Source organism: Exiguobacterium sp. s183, from assembly GCF_018617655.1.
Taxonomy (GTDB): Bacteria; Bacillota; Bacilli; order Exiguobacteriales; family Exiguobacteriaceae; genus Exiguobacterium; species Exiguobacterium aestuarii_A.
Window position 1 is genome coordinate 12,361 of the sequence record NZ_JACSKN010000010.1, and the last position, 16,271, is coordinate 28,631.

Below are 16,271 nucleotides of genomic sequence, written 5' to 3' on the forward strand. Positions count from 1 at the left end.
TAGCGATGAATGCTAAGTTCCTTATTTGTTAATAATAAGAACGCATGAACTGATGAATACCGGTCGCTGTCGCATTCGCCATCTGTTGGCGGTTCGTCGCATTCGTCAAATAGGCACGATCATTTGAGTTACTGATAAAGCCATACTCAACAAGTGTGGAAGGGACGACATTTTTCCCGACAACATATACATTTTGGTATTTCACGCCGCGGTTTTGAACGGCCGAAATACGTGAACCAATCTCTTGATTAATCGAAGAACCAAGCGATCGACTCGCAGAAACGTATGGATTTGTCGTATAGCTTTCCGTTGTCGGCACGAGCACCTCATGTCCATGTGCAGAGCTGTACACAGAAGAGTTTGCATGGAGACTAACGAAAACATCCGCTTTATACGATTTACTCAATGAGACGCGCTCTGATAAGGAAAGATACATATCGGTAGAGCGAGTCAATTTGACATTGTAGTCATAGGTGTTCGTCAACGTGCTCATCAATCGTTTCGCCATATCAAGGGCAATGACTTTCTCGTATACCGATCCATAAACAGCCCCAGGGTCATTCCCACCATGTCCTGCATCGATGACGACCGTTTTTTGAGAAGTATCCGTATCTCCTCCACTAGATGTTGTTACATACTGAGAAGAAACATATCCTGTAACACCTTTATACGTGACGCGATACCATGAGCCATACGTGCTCAGATACGTCACAGCACTGCCTGACGGAATGGTTAGTAAAATCGTACCTGAAGTCGATGCCATCTTGCGAAGGTTCAAGTTTGCGGTAGTATAGTAGGTTGCTGTTGCATCTGGCGTAATCGTAGAGGAAGACGTGACTTTGACATACTGGGAAGAAACATACCCGATTGTTCCGTTGTAAGACACACGATACCACGAGCCATATGTACTGAGATAAATCACTTCTTTTCCGCTTGGAATCGTCGTCAAAATCGTGCCTGAAGTCGATGCCATTTTACGAAGATTTAAATTAGCTGTTGTCGTATAGGTTTTCACAGTGGTCGGCTGATATGTTTTAAGATATTGAGAAGATACATATCCGACAGTTCCGTTATAGGAAACGCGGTACCATGATCCGTATGTACTAATATACGTGACGGTTTTTCCAGCAGGAATCGTCGTCAAAATTGTTCCCGAGGTAGAGGCCATCTTACGAAGATTTAAATTGACGGTAGTTGTGTAATATTTCGTAGCTGCTTCAACGCGATAATTGAGAGAAGACGGGGATTGGAAATCAAATGGTGTAAACGTCACAGCCGAGACGATGAGTGTCGAGCTGATGAACAATTTTGTATGTAATTTAGACTTTAACATTTTCAAAATAGTGACTCCTTTGCAGAAAAATAGTTGAACGTTTCATTATCTGATCAACAAATCACTATTATTATATAGATAATAAAGAAAAAATTGGGCATTAATATTTAATTTAATTATCTTTTTTGAAATATAAAGGACTTTTACAAATAAAAAAGACGCACGAGGCGTCTTTTTAAGAAGTTTTAATCTCTAATATGATATTTAAAATAAATTACCCAATGCGTGGCATTTCGTCTGCAAAGAGGATAACGGGAGCATCAACTTTACCAATGCGTGGCATTTCGTCTGCATATGATTTTACTGGTTGTTCAACCTTACCAATGCGTGGCATTTCATCTGCATATGATTTAATTGGTTGCTCAATCTTACCGATACGCGGCATTTCATCAGCCAATGGTTTCACTGTGCTTCCCAAAAGTAAAACAGCCGTCGCTAAGAATAATACTCCTGTAATTTTTTTCATTTGAATAACCTCCATTAGATTAGTTGTTTATTTGATGAAGCTGTAATTCCTAGTATGGTTGAAGGTGCATGTGAATTATATTTTCGTAGATTCCAGTAAGTTACATAAGGTTTCGGATTGTGCGTAGACACGACTTTCTAGCTCGCCACTATATGCATCTGGAGAGTCTGACGGGAAAATTATAACTTTATCAGACCCGTTCTCATGAGCTGTTGCTAAGATAGGTACTTGTAGTTGTTGACTCAATAATGTGCTGCAAAGTGAATGAGAAAGATCAGCAGACTCGGTTTTATGTTGCGGTTTCCAACAAACGTTTGTCTCGGGAAGGATGTATAAAATATGTCCTTCTTGAATTAGTTTTTCACATTGGCTTGTAACGAAGTCGGTATCTTGTTCTACATTAATATACTCATAGTCATTATACTGTGTTTCATAAATGGTTTTAGTACTTCTTTTTAAAATAGAAAGAGATAGTTCTGGTCCTAAAATGTATAACTTTTTAAATGAGTGAGTTTTTTTCAAAGATCTAGCGATAAGTCGGGGTAAAGATTGATAGTAATCAATTTGAAAAGCGTTTACAATAAAGCCTCTAGGAGCATTCAACAATTGGGTTAGGTTTTCTAAACCTGAAAAGTACTGTTTGTCTTCTGAAGTAAATATATCATTTATAGTTGAAGCTTGTTTTGACTTGAAGTAGATTTTGGGTTTAATGTAGTCTTCAGCTAGTAAGAAACTTAATTTTCCCATTTGTGATTTCACCCCTTAATTCATATGGTAAACATCATTTAACTAGTAAAAAAATACTAATTCATTGGTTGAACTTTATTAACTAGTTCAATATTATCATGCTTTCTAATAATGAAGGGGACGAATAGGTTGGGAAAATTGTCGCCAAAAAGTACCTTTATTTATACCTTTTTCTAATCAGTTTCTTCAATACGTGACAAAAAGCCTATTATTAAAGAAACTTAAAATACTTTAGTACTAAGGGAGTTACTAATTGATATGGAGCATAATTATGGAAACGTTATTAAAGTAGAGCGTATGAGAAAAAATATGAAGCAATCCGTTCTCGCTAGAGGTATATGCTCTATTTCCTATTTAAGTAAAATCGAGAATAATCAAACTACTCCAAGTGAAACCGTATTAGAGTTAATCTTTGAAAGATTAGAAATAGACATCCCCCTTTATTACGATTTTAGCGAGAAAGTACATGAGATAAAGTTTGAAATCAGAGAAATATTAAAAGAAGCAATTTTGTCTCGGAAAGATGAAAACTATATACAACGAATAGAAGGATATAAAACGAATCCCGTAGTATTACAATCAAAAGAGTTATATATGACGTTAATGGTGACATTGGCCCGATTTGGTATGATGCCGAAAGGTAATACAAACTATTTGATTGAAGTAGGTTGGATTGCGGATCAATTAGACTTTGATAATAGATTAAGATATGACATTTTACACTGTCTGTATATGTTTCAATATCAAACAGCAGATCGGGAGACGACGATAGATTTATTAGAACAAGTTGGGCAGAGGTTAAAAAATACTAATATGCCCGATTGGGAACTTGCAGATATGCATTATATCATCGGTGCTTTACATCATCGATTTACTGATTATTTGCAAGCTATTGAAAATGTACGAGCTTCATTAGGATATTTTCAGGACAATTTTTGTTTAGAAAGAATCATCGAGTCACACATGATTATTGGTCTTTCATTTAAGCGTCGTAAACGTTACACTACAGCTCTTGAACACTATGAAAAAGCTGCAAAAGTCGCTGAGACAGCAAAATTAAATAATTATTTTGGAATGCTATATAATAACATTGGGGACATTCATTTTCTTATTGGTGACCAAGAAAAAGCTCAAAAATACTTTCTTGATGGTTTTCATTTAAAAGAGGATACAAAAAGTAAATTATTTAGTGTTATGTCACTACTTGAGGTAAATGTAGCCCAACAAAATATCGAAGGAATCATGAAGTGGTTAGAAACGGGTTATGAGTTAAAAGGAAACGAAGAAGATCTGGTAGAATTTCGTTATCATTTTGATATTTACTTGAATAAGTACAAATTTGAGAACCACACTGCTTTTATTGAAAGTTTAAAAAAAGCAGTGGAGTATTTTGAAGCGTATGACGAATACTATACGCATAAATACGCTTTGTGGTTATCAAGAGAATTAAGAAACACTGGGAAATATAAACTAGCTACGGAATATTACGAGAAAACAATCTCGATGATGTCACGCTGGGAATAAATAAAAAAGAACTCGAGATCAGTAAGCGTACCGATTTCGAGTTCTTTTTTTATGGCGTTGTAAAATAATGCACCGTCCAAACTTGTTCTTGAACAAGACGTTCATCTGTCAGATGACCGTTATGGACTTGCTGCAATAAATGAATGAAGTGTTTTTGGAGATTTCCTTCATATGAGCCACTGTGCAAAATTTGCTCTTCGCTCGCAATAATATAAAATCCACCAAGTCGCAATGGAATATGTTTTCGAACTAATGCGGCAGCCGTTTGGAACTTCGCCTGCTCCCCTATGTGAGGGACATCGATTTCAAAACGCCCCCATTGTTTAAAGTCTCCAATTTCTGAAAAAGGTGGGTCACGATGATCCAATGGCAAGCCCTCCGATCCTAGCAATCTCTTTATATTCAGTATATCTTGTTTTCGCTTTAAAACGTGCAAAAATAAATACATAGGGTATGGCTCAATGCATACTCTTAATTCACTTTTTGTAGTTTTCTATATTTTGTAAAAGAACTCCTTCCGATTTTTCTGAAAAGAGTTAAAAATAACACGGTCTGATTGACCGTGTTATTGCATGATGTGTTCTTTTGAAGTTGGTAACTCACAGATGAAGGTACTTCCTTCTCCGTAGACCGACTCCACGTGAAGTTGACCATCGTGTGCTTTAGCGATTTCTTTACAGATTGCGAGCCCGAGCCCGGTACCGCCGATTTTACGACGATCTGAGTTGTCGACACGATAAAACTTTCCAAAGAGATGAGGGAGAGAGGCGCTTGGAATACCCATTCCGTGATCTCGCACCTTCATCACGACTTGTTCGTCTACTCGTTCGAGTGACACGAGGATGTTCCCCCCGTCTGGTGAGTACTTAATGGCGTTACTTAATAAGTTGCCGAGCAACTGACGCATTCCTTCTAAATCTGCATCGATTATAAAATTCTCTTCAGGGTCGGCGTCGATAAACAATTCATGTTGTGCAGTCGTTTCTTGATAAAACGTCACACTGTCTGTGGCGAGTTTATATAAATCGACTGGCTCCCATTCAAACGTTTGTTTCCCGGACTCCATTTTTTGAAGGTCCAAGAAATCATTAACGAGATAAGATAATCGCTTCGCCTCATCATGAATCGTTTTTAAATAAAGCTCTCGTCGATTTTCTTTCAAATCCCGTGACAACATAAGCTCCGTAAAGCCGTAGATTGACGAAAGGGGGGTTCGCAACTCGTGTGATACGGTCGACACAAGCTCTGACTTCATTCGATCTACCTCAGTCTCAGCCGTAACGTCACGTATCACAAGCATCGTTCCGCGAAGTCGACGATCGCGATAAACGCTTTCGGCATAAAGCTGAATGAAACAATCGCCTTGATCGATTGAAATCGTAAGTCCGTCCTCCGGTGGGTCTTGAGTGAAGACACGCTCGAAGTATTTGACGAATTGTTCGTGCTGATCCACACGTTCTGCGAGTTGCTCAATATCGATATCAATCGCTGACAATTCTTCATACCCTTTGTAGTCAAAGTGAAGATCATCAAACATGCGAATAAACGCGCGATTTCCAACGACAGTGTCGTCTTCATAGTTCACGTATAAAATGGCTTCACGCACGGAATTGATCAATTGTGCGGTTTCCTTTCGGTCTTGTTGCATCTGACGATAAAGCTGCATCCGAAGCAGTGAGATGGCGAGCTGACTAGCGAACGCATTCAGTTCAGACTTTTCACTTGCGTCATATTGTTCATCGTAACGGGCCAAATATAGGCAACCAATCAGGCTGTTATCTGACGGGTCCATAATTGGGATGACCGTTTCATAAATATAATACGGATACGTGTGCAAAGCATCGACGACCCGCTTTGAAGTAGCCGCAGGCGACTTTGAAATCATGACACGTTTAAGAAGCAGTGATTCCTTTTTGAGACTCTCTTGTTGGTCTTCCGTCATTTCTTTTGGTACGACAGACGTGATTTCTCCGTCTTTAGTGAGTAACAACGCGCCGAATTCAGACTTCGTGAGTAATACGATTTTTTCGATGACGGATGAGTAATCAAATAATGATTCTTTTGATGCCAATACTTCAATCAATTCATTACGGTATTGAAGATTCATTTCGTTCAGCTTTGACTCTTTAATCACATTTTCGAGTTTTTCTTTTTTCATTTTAAGTCTACTGTTTTGATCGGCCATTCGTTTGATGAGCGGACGCCCAATCAAAAGAATGGCGCTTATAAACATGATGAGACCAATCATCCAAATCCATCGAAGGGCGGCAAGTTCGAGAGTAGACACATTTTCGTCTCGAACAAACCAGGCTCCGATTGCGGTCAAAATGAGACTGAATCCACATACGCTATATAAAATACTAAGTATTTGACGACTGTTCAGTTGTTCAATCCACTTACTGATCATTCATTCTACTTCCTTCCTTGAACATAAAAAACGCTAGGTCATCTTTTCCTTGCCCTGCATTTTATGAAAAAGGGAAAGGAAATTGAATTAATTTGCTTACGTGATGTGCATATCTAGCACATAAAGCGATTTACCCGAAATGATTGAAATCTACACGTCCCAACCTTCTAGTCATTGACAAGGTCGTCAATAATTATTATCTTGAATTTAAGATAAAAACGAGGAGCGTGACTAAATGTTATCCATTGAACCATCCGCTTTAACTGAGCGGAACACGTATAAGTTTTTGATTGGCAGTATTGTACCAAGACCAATCGCCTTTGTAACGACACGTAATGGGGACGTGATCAACGCTGCTCCATTCAGTTATTTCAACGTAGTCACTTCCAATCCGCCTCTCGTTTCCGTGTCTATTCAACGAAAAAATGGCGTGATGAAAGATACGGCACGAAACGCAATCACGACTAAAGAACTTGTCATCCATGTTGTTGACGAAACAAATGTTCACGATGTGAATGAGACGGCTGCGAATCTTGACGCTGATGAGAGTGAGCTGTCACGTACAACGTTCACAATTCAACCGAGCGAAGTGATTGCGACTCCAGGAATCAAAGAAGCAAAAATTCGATTTGAATGCGTCTTACATCAACATGTACCAATCGAACATGAAGGACAAACGACAGCAGACTTGTTGATTGCAAGGGTTGTCCGTTTTCACATTGATCGGGAATTGTATGAACATGGACGAATCGATGCGAGAAAGTTGGCACCGGTCAGCCGTATGGCCGGGAATAGTTATGCAACACTCGGTGAACTTTTTGATGTAAAGCGTCCTGAATAATCGACAAACGTGCCCGTTTTTTCTAAAAAACGAGCACGTTTTTTGGGTAAAGGAATAAGGAGCGTATTTGCATGTAGTATTTCTTTCATTTCGACATGCTCTTATGTCACAATAAAGTCAGAACATTCTAACTTCAAGTCATCCTAGATTGAGAGAAAAAGGGGAATCCGTCATGTACCGTCCAACTGTCCAATCGATTATAACTGCCATTGAAACTGTGATTGTCGGAAAAGAAGAAGTCATCGCCAAGAGCCTGACTGCCTTGTTGGCAGGCGGGCATGTTCTTTTAGAAGACGTGCCGGGGGTCGGGAAAACCATGCTCGTTCGTACGTTTAGCCGGGCAATCGACTTAGATTTTAAACGGATTCAATTTACGCCAGACATGTTGCCGTCCGACTTGACGGGGATCTCGATGTATAACCAAAAAACGAGAGAGTTCGAATATCGTCCGGGACCGCTCATGGGCAATATTATCTTAGCGGATGAAATTAACCGAACTTCACCAAAGACGCAGTCCGCTCTTCTCGAGGCAATGGCCGAGCGGAGTGTAACGGTAGACGGTGAGTTGAAAGTGTTACCTTCACCATTTTTCGTCATGGCGACACAAAACCCGATTGAGCATGAAGGGACGTATCCATTACCGGAAGCACAGTTGGACCGCTTCTTACTCAAAATCGAGATGGGTTATCCGACATTTAATGAAGAAATCGCACTCTTAAGTCGTTTTGAAAAGGACGAGCCGCTTGATGCACTTCATAGTGTCATTACAAAACAAGAAGTAGAACTCATGCAACGTGAAGTGAGAGAGGTCCATGTATCAAGTGCCGTCAAACAATACATTGTACGATTGGTACATGAGTCACGGAAGGATCCCCATACGTATTTAGGAGGTAGTCCGCGAGCTACGCTCGCATTGATGAAAGCGGCGCAGGCATGGGCGTATATTCATAATCGTGACTTCGTGTTACCCGATGACGTCAAGGCGATGGCGACGAGTGTGCTCGGACATCGTGTCTTGTTGACGGCTGAAGCGCGATATAAAGGAAAAACACCAAATCAATTGATTCAAGGTTGGCTTGATACGTTGCCTGTCCCGATGGATCGTGAGGTCAACGAAGTATGAAAAACTGGATGAAGCTGTTCGTTGTATGGGCGGCGGCATTCGGATTGTATGCATTCGCCCGAATCGAGGGGAGTATCGTTGCTTCAACATTATGGTGGTCGTTCTTGGTGTTGACGGTTTACTGGACGCTCTTTATGATTTATCCGGTCACAGCGGCAAATGTGTCACGACGAGTCACGACGAAACGTCTCGTCTCCGGTCAATCAATGGACGTCGAGTTACGAATCGAAAGAAAATATCCTTTTTTGATTGGAATTGTGACGTTAGAAGAACGATTGCCACAGCGATTGATTGATGAAGATCAGACAATCATCGTGCCGGTAGATCGTTTCTTTCGACGCGCCGAAGTGGTCCATTATGAGGTCGATGCGATTAAGCGGGGGATTCATGTCTTTGACCGAACAGTTCTTCATGTGCGCGATGTGTTTGGTTTATTCGACCGGAAGCGGACGTTGCGAATCGAGACAGTTGTAGAAGTGTCACCTGCTGAACTTCCGTTCGACCTTCCTCGAGATGAACATGTCGGAGGACGCGGCGAACAATATCGTCAAATGCGTACTTACACGGAAGTGGCCAATACGACGAGCGGTGTCCGTGAATACGCGGCAGGGGACCGAATTGGTCGGATTGACTGGAAAGCTTCTGCTCGACGAGGGAGCTTGATGACAAAAACATTTGACCAAGAGCAGGAAAAGAAACTTTCACTCGTATTCGTACCGGCTGTCTCTGCCGGGTATGAGGAGGCGTTTGAACGTTCGTTGTCCTTGCTCGTTGGTGCGATTCGACAGTTGGAACGAAAGAACTTGCCGTTTGAGCTATATGTCATTGAAGAACAGGTCCGTTTATTCCATCTTCCGGATCAAAGTGCAGAAGTCGGACACTATCTGTTGACTGCGACTCCGGAAGCGGAGGGGCGTCTTGTCGAGCGTGTGAAACAAAACTTGCCTCAACAAATGGGGGACTTGATTCTGATCAGTCCGTTTGAAACGACTTCGATTCGTGAGCTCATGCATGAAACGCAAGGTAGTTATCACTTATACACAGCTGTAAATGAGGTGACGGGATGAAGACGTGGATCACACGAATTGTATATACAGTGCTCGCCGCCTACTTATTGTCTTTTTGGATCGAGCCGATTGTTGGAAGTACAACGTTCGATGTAAGTTGGCCGTTTTATTTCCTTCTGATCGTCCCGATGTTCGTCAGTCTTCTCCCATGGGGTGCATTTCTTGGAATCTCCCTTCTCAATTTCCTAGTTGTGTTATACGTCTATCACGGAAGTATTTTCGACTGGTTTGGCATATGGACGGAAGATTTTATGGGTGTCATAAGCGGTGAGTTACCAAACGAGGCGATTTTCTTCTCTGCAATGGCGCTCATCGGTCTACTATTTGCCATCCTTGTCGGACGAACATACCCGAGTTACGGATTCGCACTTGGGATGATCGTTTCTACATTGGGTGTCATGGCTTATTTCGATACGTGGACACTGTATGACGGGGAAGGGAATATCCTTTATGCGATCGTCACCTCACTTCTCTTACTATTTGTCACGGATTTAGCGAAGCGTCCAAGTCAATCGCTCGTACGATTCGTCAGTATCGGTTTGCTTCTCAGTGTCGTCGTTGCGCTTGCGAGTGCCTCTCCGACATTAGAAGGAGATTGGTCCGACCGAATCACAACGAGTTTCCGAAATGCGACAACAGAAGGTGACGGGGACGGAGGACCTGGTCGGGTCGGATATGGTGTGAACGATGAGGCGCTAGGTGGTCCGTTTGAACAGGATGATAGCATTGTCTTTATCGCGCGAGGCGTACCGGCTCGTTACTGGCGAATCGAATCAAAAGCCATCTATACAGGAAAAGGTTGGATTGAGGCACCTGTTTTAGATTCTAACTATAATCGTGGACAATTAGTCGACTCTGAAGTGGATACAACACCGGAACAGGCGCTTCTGCGTTTTGATCGTCGTCAAACATTCGTTCCGTATGGGGGAGAGTATCCTCAAGCGACAGAAACAGAATCAGGTACTGAATTTCGGGTCGGAGATATCGAACAAGCTTTTCCGAACGAGACCATCACAATTCAACCGTCCGGGAAAATTGTGTTTGAAAACGAAAATCAAGCGACACCGCGAACGATTCAACTTCGCTACAGTGTACCGGCTTTCTCGGAAGAACAGCTTGCTTTAAATGAAGAAGTGAGCTCGCTGACAGAAGAGGAAGAACAGGTCTATTTACAATTACCGGATTCTTTACCGGATCGTGTGCGTGACTTGGCTACGGAGATTACCGCTGAAAGTGAGACTCCAAATGAGAAAGCAGAAGCGGTAGAAGCGTATTTCCGAAACGGAGAATTTCAATACGATACGGAAAATGTCGCGCAACCAGAAGGGGAAACCGATTATGTAGACCAATTCTTGTTCGACACGCAGATTGGTTATTGTGATAACTTCTCTACGTCGGCAGCCGTCTTATTACGTGCGAATGGAATCCCGACACGTTGGGTAAAAGGATTTACAATGGGTGATACGCGAGGAGTTGTTCAAGGTGAGGAAGAGCATACAATTCGTAACCGTCACGCCCATTCGTGGGTCGAATATTTTATTGAAGGTGCCGGTTGGGTCCCGTTAGAGGCGACGATCAGTTTCTCGGACGCTAACTTACTACAGATGGAACGAGAAACGGACACAGATGATACGACACCGGCAACGAATGATCCGCAGGCGACACAAGACAACAACGCGCAGAATCGTCCTCAAGAAGATTTATTAATCGATGATGTCACAACAGGTGAGGTACAAGAAGAGTCTCGCAGTGTCCCTGTATGGGGGTGGATCGTCATTCTATTCCTCGTGGCCGTTGTCATTTGGAACCGGAAAATCATTGAGCGACAAATTATGTACGTCTGGTGGATGAGTCGTCCGCTCACAGACGGTAGTCTCGTATCGATGCATCGTTATTTGGTGAAGCGACTTCGCGCGAACGGATTTAAAGTTGAGGGGCGTACGCCGTCGGAGCTTGCCAAAGAAGTCGATGCCTATTACGAAACGAACGACATGACGCGCTTGACGGATTTGTTCGAACAAGCGGTTTATGCCGAACAAGAACCAAATTCAAAATATAAAGAATATTGGAAAATCATGATTCGTAGAATTATGAGTTGAAGTGGCGGGATGCATCAAGTAAGATAGACGCATTAGTTAGATAATTGAACATGGCATTCCTTCGTATATACTCGTGAATTGGCGCGAGAGTCTCTACCGGACCACCGTAAATGGACCGACTATGAAGGAGCACGTTTCGTATACAAAGAAAAGGGCGTGCTTCTTCTTCGGTTTGGATAATCTGGGGAGAGGCTCGTCCTTTTTTTGAGGAGAAGGCAGAAAGGTGGAGATTTCGTGAAAGTAGAACAAGAAATGATTTTGGTGCTCGATTTTGGTGGACAGTATAACCAGTTGATCACGCGTCGTGTCCGTGACCTTGGCGTATACAGTGAGTTGCATTCACATAAAATGACTGCAGCGGAGATTCGCGAATTGAACCCAGTCGGCATCATCTTCTCTGGTGGACCGAACAGCGTATACGCAGAAGGTGCATATCGTTGTGACCCAGAAATTTTCGAATTAGGTATTCCAATCTTCGGGATTTGCTACGGCATGCAGCTTATGACGCATCATTTCGGTGGTCGTGTCGAACGTGCCGCACACCGTGAGTACGGGAAAGCGACATTGTTCTCAACGCCGGAAGCATCTGCTATCTACAAGGGTCTCCCAGTCGAGCATACAGTCTGGATGAGCCACGGCGACCTCGTCATGGAAGCGCCTGAAGGATTCATCGTTGACGGAACGAACCCATCTTGCCCGGTCGCTTCGATTAAAAACGATGAGTTGAAAATGTATGGCGTTCAATATCATCCAGAGGTTCGTCACTCGGAGTATGGGAATGACATCTTGAAAAACTTCATCTATGAAGTGTGTGGTGCTAAAGGTGAATGGTCAATGGAGAACTTTATTGACCTCGAAGTCGAAAAGATCCGTGAAATCGTTGGTGACAAGCAAGTGCTCTGCGCCCTTTCAGGTGGCGTCGACTCTTCTGTCGTTGCGGCACTCGTGCATCGCGCGATTGGGGATCAATTGACGTGTATGTTCGTCGACCACGGTCTCCTTCGTAAAGGAGAAGCGGATAGCGTCATGAAGACGTTCGCTGACGGATTTAACATGAAGGTCATTAAAATCGATGCGCAGGAACGTTTCTTGACGAAGTTGGCTGGTGTGTCGGATCCTGAACAAAAACGTAAGATTATCGGAAACGAGTTCATCTATGTATTTGATGAAGAAGCATCGAAACTTGTCGATATGGACTTCCTCGCACAAGGAACGCTCTATACAGACATTATCGAGAGTGGGACAGATACAGCGCAAACGATCAAATCACACCATAATGTCGGTGGATTGCCAGAAGACATGAACTTCACATTGATCGAGCCACTCGACACGCTCTTTAAAGATGAAGTCCGTGCGCTCGGTACTGAGCTCGGTCTTCCTGACTATATCGTGTGGCGCCAACCATTCCCAGGCCCGGGTCTAGGAATTCGTGTACTTGGTGAAATCACGGAAGAGAAACTCGAAATTGTCCGTGAATCCGATGCGATTTTGCGTGAAGAAGTGAAGAAAGCAGGTCTTGAAAGAGATATCTGGCAATACTTCACGGTACTCACGCCGATTCGCTCAGTTGGAGTTATGGGTGACGAGCGTACGTACGACTATGCAGTCGGCGTCCGTGCAGTTACATCAATTGATGGGATGACGTCTGATTGGGCGCGCATTCCATGGGATGTACTTGAGAAAATCTCTGTCCGTATCGTCAATGAAGTCAGCCACGTCAACCGTGTGCTGTATGACATTACGTCTAAGCCGCCTGCAACAATCGAATGGGAATAAGCCAAACAGAGGGCTCACACCCTCTGTTTTGTCTTAAAACCGAACATTAACGTTTTTTTAAGATGTAAAATCCGTGAATTTAGTTGACATTCTATTTTCACGCTGATACGATAAGAACGTTCTTATTATAACCGAACAATTATAAAATATTTTGCCGTATAATGTCGGGGATATGGCCCGAGAGTCTCTACGAAATCACCTTAAATGATTTCACTACGGCGAGACATGGATGAGGGTGTATGCCCTCGTATGTTTCGCGTGGGGTCCTCGGTCATTTGCCGGGGGCCTTTTCTCGTTTTACGGCGAGTACAAGGAGGAAAACAAATGAGCACACAGCTCAAGCAAGAACAGCAACAACCTACAACGAGTCGGATTGATCGTTACTTCCAACTCACAGCACTTGGGACGAGTGTCCGCACTGAATTGATTGCAGGATTCACAACGTTCCTCGCAATGGCATACATCCTTTTCGTGAACCCAAACGTTCTCGGGGCAGCGGGGATGGATACAGGCGCGGTCTTCGTCGCAACTGGACTTGTTGCAGTAGTCGGTTCATTGACAATGGGACTTTTAGCGAACTATCCGATTGCGATTGCGCCGGGCATGGGCCTCAACGCGTTCTTCGCATATAGCGTTGTTATCGGAATGGGTGTACCGTGGCAAACGGCTTTGTCGGGTGTACTCGTATCAGGTCTCTTCTTCATCGTATTGACGCTTTCTGGTATTCGCGAAACAATTGTTAACGCGATTCCAGCGCCACTCAAAATGGCGGTCGCAGCAGGGATTGGTTTCTTTATCGCTTTCATCGGATTGAAGAATGCAGGGATTGTTGTAGCGAACGAAGCGACACTCGTAAGTCTCGGTTCACTTGGAACTGGCACAACACTTCTCGCTGTATTTGGACTTGTTGTCAGTGCCTTGCTCATGGCGCGTGATGTAAAAGGTGGAATCTTCATCGGGATGTTGTTGACAGCAATCGTTGGTATGATCTTCGGTCTCGTTCCGACTCCGACGGCAATCTCTGATGTGGTGTCAATGCCACCAAGCATGTCATCAACATTTGGTCAAGCGTTCATCAACTTCAGTGACGTATTCACGCTCCAAATGCTGATTGTCATCTTAACGTTCTTCTTCATCGATTTCTTTGATACGGCTGGTACGCTCGTTGCCGTGGCGCGTCAAGCAGGAATCATGAAAGAAAACAAAGTACCGCGCGCAAGTAAGGCGTTAATGGCTGATTCGACAGCAACGGTAGCGGGTGCGATCTTCGGAACATCTACAGCGACTTCATATGTTGAATCGTCAGCTGGTGTTGCTGCAGGTGGACGTACAGGTTTGACGGCGGTGTTCGCAGGATTGTTCTTCGGTTTGGCATTGTTCTTCTCACCTCTATTGGCGGTTGTAACAGCGCCGGTTACGGCTCCTGCATTAATCATTGTCGGTGTGCTCATGGCTTCGGCTCTTCTTGATATCGATTGGAAGAAAATCGAAATCGCCGTACCAGCTTTCTTGACGATCATTATGATGCCTTTGACATCTTCAATCGCAACAGGAATTGGGCTTGGGTTCATCCTTTACCCACTCATGATGATCGCGAAAGGGAAGACGAAAGAAATTCATCCAATCATGTATGGGATGTTAATCATCTTCTTGGCATACTTCATGTTCTTACCACACGCATAAGTTCATTTGAAAAGCCGGCTCTTCCATTAAGAGTCGGCTTTTTTGTATGCAGTATTTTCGGGTAGGAAAGGATCATACATCGTGATGGCATGATTCTCTGTAATGAATTCATTTCGGAGATGAGTCCCATTCATTGAAGTAACCTCTCTGAAAATCTGATTGTGTCGTACTGTCCCTCCCCACCACTCACGTGTGAAATGATGGTTTTCTTCATATATACGATACTGCTCTTTATTCGGGATGGTAGAGCGCCATTCACCTACGAGATAATCTCCCTCTATATATAGAAGGAGTTGATACGTTTGTGCGGTTTGATTTGTAATTTGTAGATCGAGATAATTGTAAGAGCATGTAGCGCCACTTCCGAATGGTTGGTCTCTTCGATAATCAGGAAACACGTCGTAGCTATGACGATAACGCTCAGTTACAGTCAATGGACTATGAAGTGTAATCCAATAAATGAGGTTAGATAGTTGGCATAAGCCGCCACCGATTCCTGAGGTGACCTTTCCGTAATGCAGAATCATGCCATCGACATACCCTTTTCGTTTGGTGGGCTTTCCGATCATCTTCCAATAAGAAAAGACGTCGTTCGGTGTTAGGATGGCTCCGTTTAGGTTTACGATTGCGATCTTTAGATTCGTGACTTTATTATGTTGAACTTCCATGTCTACATCGCGTAGCTGTCGATAGAGGGGAGTTCGGTGTGTGAAGATGAGATAAGGCATTGGTTCAATGTTTTGTTTCGAGACGTATTGTCGTTTATCAGTTATCCATTCCAATCGTCGCTTCATTGTGTATACTTGTGTACCAGACCATATTCTAAACGGGGAGCGCTTTTTTGGTTTTTGTAAATCGTGTTGGATCATGAATGTGACTCCTTATCGGTTGATAGTCGTTATTAGATATAAGTGTATTCTTTAAAGTAATCTGTTCTTCCTTTTAGAAGTTGAGATTCAAACTTTATGAAGATACGAAAAATAATCAAAAGTTTTTTTAGAATAATGCTTGCAAGATTAAAAAGCAGGTGATATAGTTATCTCTGTTGCCAGCGACAAACGTTGAACAAACAAAAAAGTTGTTGACATCAAAAAGAATTAAATGTTATTATCATTTAGTCGCCAAGAGCGGCAGACGAACTTTGAAAACTGAACGATGAGGCAAAAATAAGTTTTACAATTTTTGAATGAAGCGCAAGCTTCGTC

The 16,271-nt window shown here is 42.9% G+C and carries 13 protein-coding genes and 2 riboswitches; of the genes, 7 read left to right on the plus strand and 6 right to left on the minus strand.

All coding sequences use genetic code 11. The features are described from left to right. Positions 1-28: 28 nt before the first annotated feature. The 3 genes from KNP62_RS14955 to KNP62_RS14965 form a co-directional block, all read right to left on the minus strand. The gene (locus KNP62_RS14955; protein ID WP_214786269.1) at positions 29-1,333 is read right to left on the minus strand and encodes an N-acetylmuramoyl-L-alanine amidase family protein; all 1,305 of its coding nucleotides are present in this window, start codon (positions 1,331-1,333) and stop codon (positions 29-31) included. Positions 1,334-1,547: 214 nt separating this feature from the next. Further along, positions 1,548-1,799: a hypothetical protein gene (locus KNP62_RS14960; RefSeq protein ID WP_214786248.1), complete on the minus strand. Its 252-nt coding sequence runs from the start codon at positions 1,797-1,799 to the stop codon at positions 1,548-1,550. Positions 1,800-1,874: 75 nt separating this feature from the next. Continuing rightward, a complete protein-coding gene (locus KNP62_RS14965; protein ID WP_214786251.1) occupies positions 1,875-2,546 on the minus strand; it encodes a hypothetical protein in 672 nt (223 codons plus the stop codon). Positions 2,547-2,804: 258 nt separating this feature from the next. On the opposite strand from KNP62_RS14965, the gene KNP62_RS14970 reads away from it, so the two are divergent. Beyond that, a complete protein-coding gene (locus tag KNP62_RS14970; protein ID WP_214786252.1) occupies positions 2,805-4,070 on the plus strand; it encodes a helix-turn-helix domain-containing protein in 1,266 nt (421 codons plus the stop codon). Positions 4,071-4,119: 49 nt separating this feature from the next. Here the strand turns inward: KNP62_RS14970 and KNP62_RS14975 are convergent, their stop codons facing one another. Together KNP62_RS14975 and KNP62_RS14980 are read right to left on the minus strand one after the other, a co-directional pair. Then, positions 4,120-4,437 carry a hypothetical protein gene (locus tag KNP62_RS14975; protein WP_214786254.1) on the minus strand — a complete coding sequence of 106 codons (318 nt, stop codon included), beginning with the start codon at positions 4,435-4,437 and terminating at the stop codon, positions 4,120-4,122. A gap of 198 nt (positions 4,438-4,635) precedes the next feature. Continuing rightward, positions 4,636-6,477, minus strand: coding sequence for an ATP-binding protein (locus KNP62_RS14980; RefSeq protein ID WP_214786256.1), 1,842 nt, complete (start codon positions 6,475-6,477; stop codon positions 4,636-4,638). A gap of 235 nt (positions 6,478-6,712) precedes the next feature. Between KNP62_RS14980 and KNP62_RS14985 the strand changes: the two genes are divergently transcribed. From KNP62_RS14985 to KNP62_RS15010, 6 genes are all read left to right on the plus strand, one after another. After that, entirely contained in the window at positions 6,713-7,318 is a 606-nt protein-coding gene (locus tag KNP62_RS14985) for a flavin reductase family protein (protein ID WP_214786258.1), read from the plus strand. Positions 7,319-7,490: 172 nt separating this feature from the next. Further along, complete coding sequence (locus KNP62_RS14990) at positions 7,491-8,441, plus strand: AAA family ATPase (protein ID WP_214786260.1); 951 nt, start codon at positions 7,491-7,493, stop codon at positions 8,439-8,441. After that, positions 8,438-9,508 (plus strand): DUF58 domain-containing protein, encoded by a 1,071-nt coding sequence (locus KNP62_RS14995; protein ID WP_214786262.1) that lies wholly within the window; start codon positions 8,438-8,440, stop codon positions 9,506-9,508. Before KNP62_RS14990 ends, KNP62_RS14995 begins: the two co-directional genes overlap by 4 nt. Then, positions 9,505-11,607 carry a transglutaminase domain-containing protein gene (locus KNP62_RS15000; RefSeq protein WP_214786264.1) on the plus strand — a complete coding sequence of 701 codons (2,103 nt, stop codon included), beginning with the start codon at positions 9,505-9,507 and terminating at the stop codon, positions 11,605-11,607. Before KNP62_RS14995 ends, KNP62_RS15000 begins: the two co-directional genes overlap by 4 nt. 41 nt (positions 11,608-11,648) lie before the next feature. Continuing rightward, positions 11,649-11,749: riboswitch (purine riboswitch) on the plus strand. 110 nt (positions 11,750-11,859) lie between these two features. Continuing rightward, positions 11,860-13,383 (plus strand): glutamine-hydrolyzing GMP synthase, encoded by a 1,524-nt coding sequence (gene guaA / locus KNP62_RS15005; protein ID WP_074032595.1) that lies wholly within the window; start codon positions 11,860-11,862, stop codon positions 13,381-13,383. A 134-nt stretch (positions 13,384-13,517) separates the two neighbouring features. Beyond that, positions 13,518-13,619, plus strand: a riboswitch (purine riboswitch). A gap of 88 nt (positions 13,620-13,707) precedes the next feature. Further along, on the plus strand, positions 13,708-15,066 hold the full coding sequence (locus KNP62_RS15010; RefSeq protein ID WP_251125744.1) for an NCS2 family permease: 1,359 nt from the start codon (positions 13,708-13,710) through the stop codon (positions 15,064-15,066). Between the two features lie 26 nt (positions 15,067-15,092). Here KNP62_RS15010 and KNP62_RS15015 read toward each other — a convergent pair whose 3' ends face one another. Further along, positions 15,093-15,935, minus strand: coding sequence for a VanW family protein (locus tag KNP62_RS15015; RefSeq protein WP_214786266.1), 843 nt, complete (start codon positions 15,933-15,935; stop codon positions 15,093-15,095). Between the last annotated feature and the right edge of the window lie 336 nt (positions 15,936-16,271).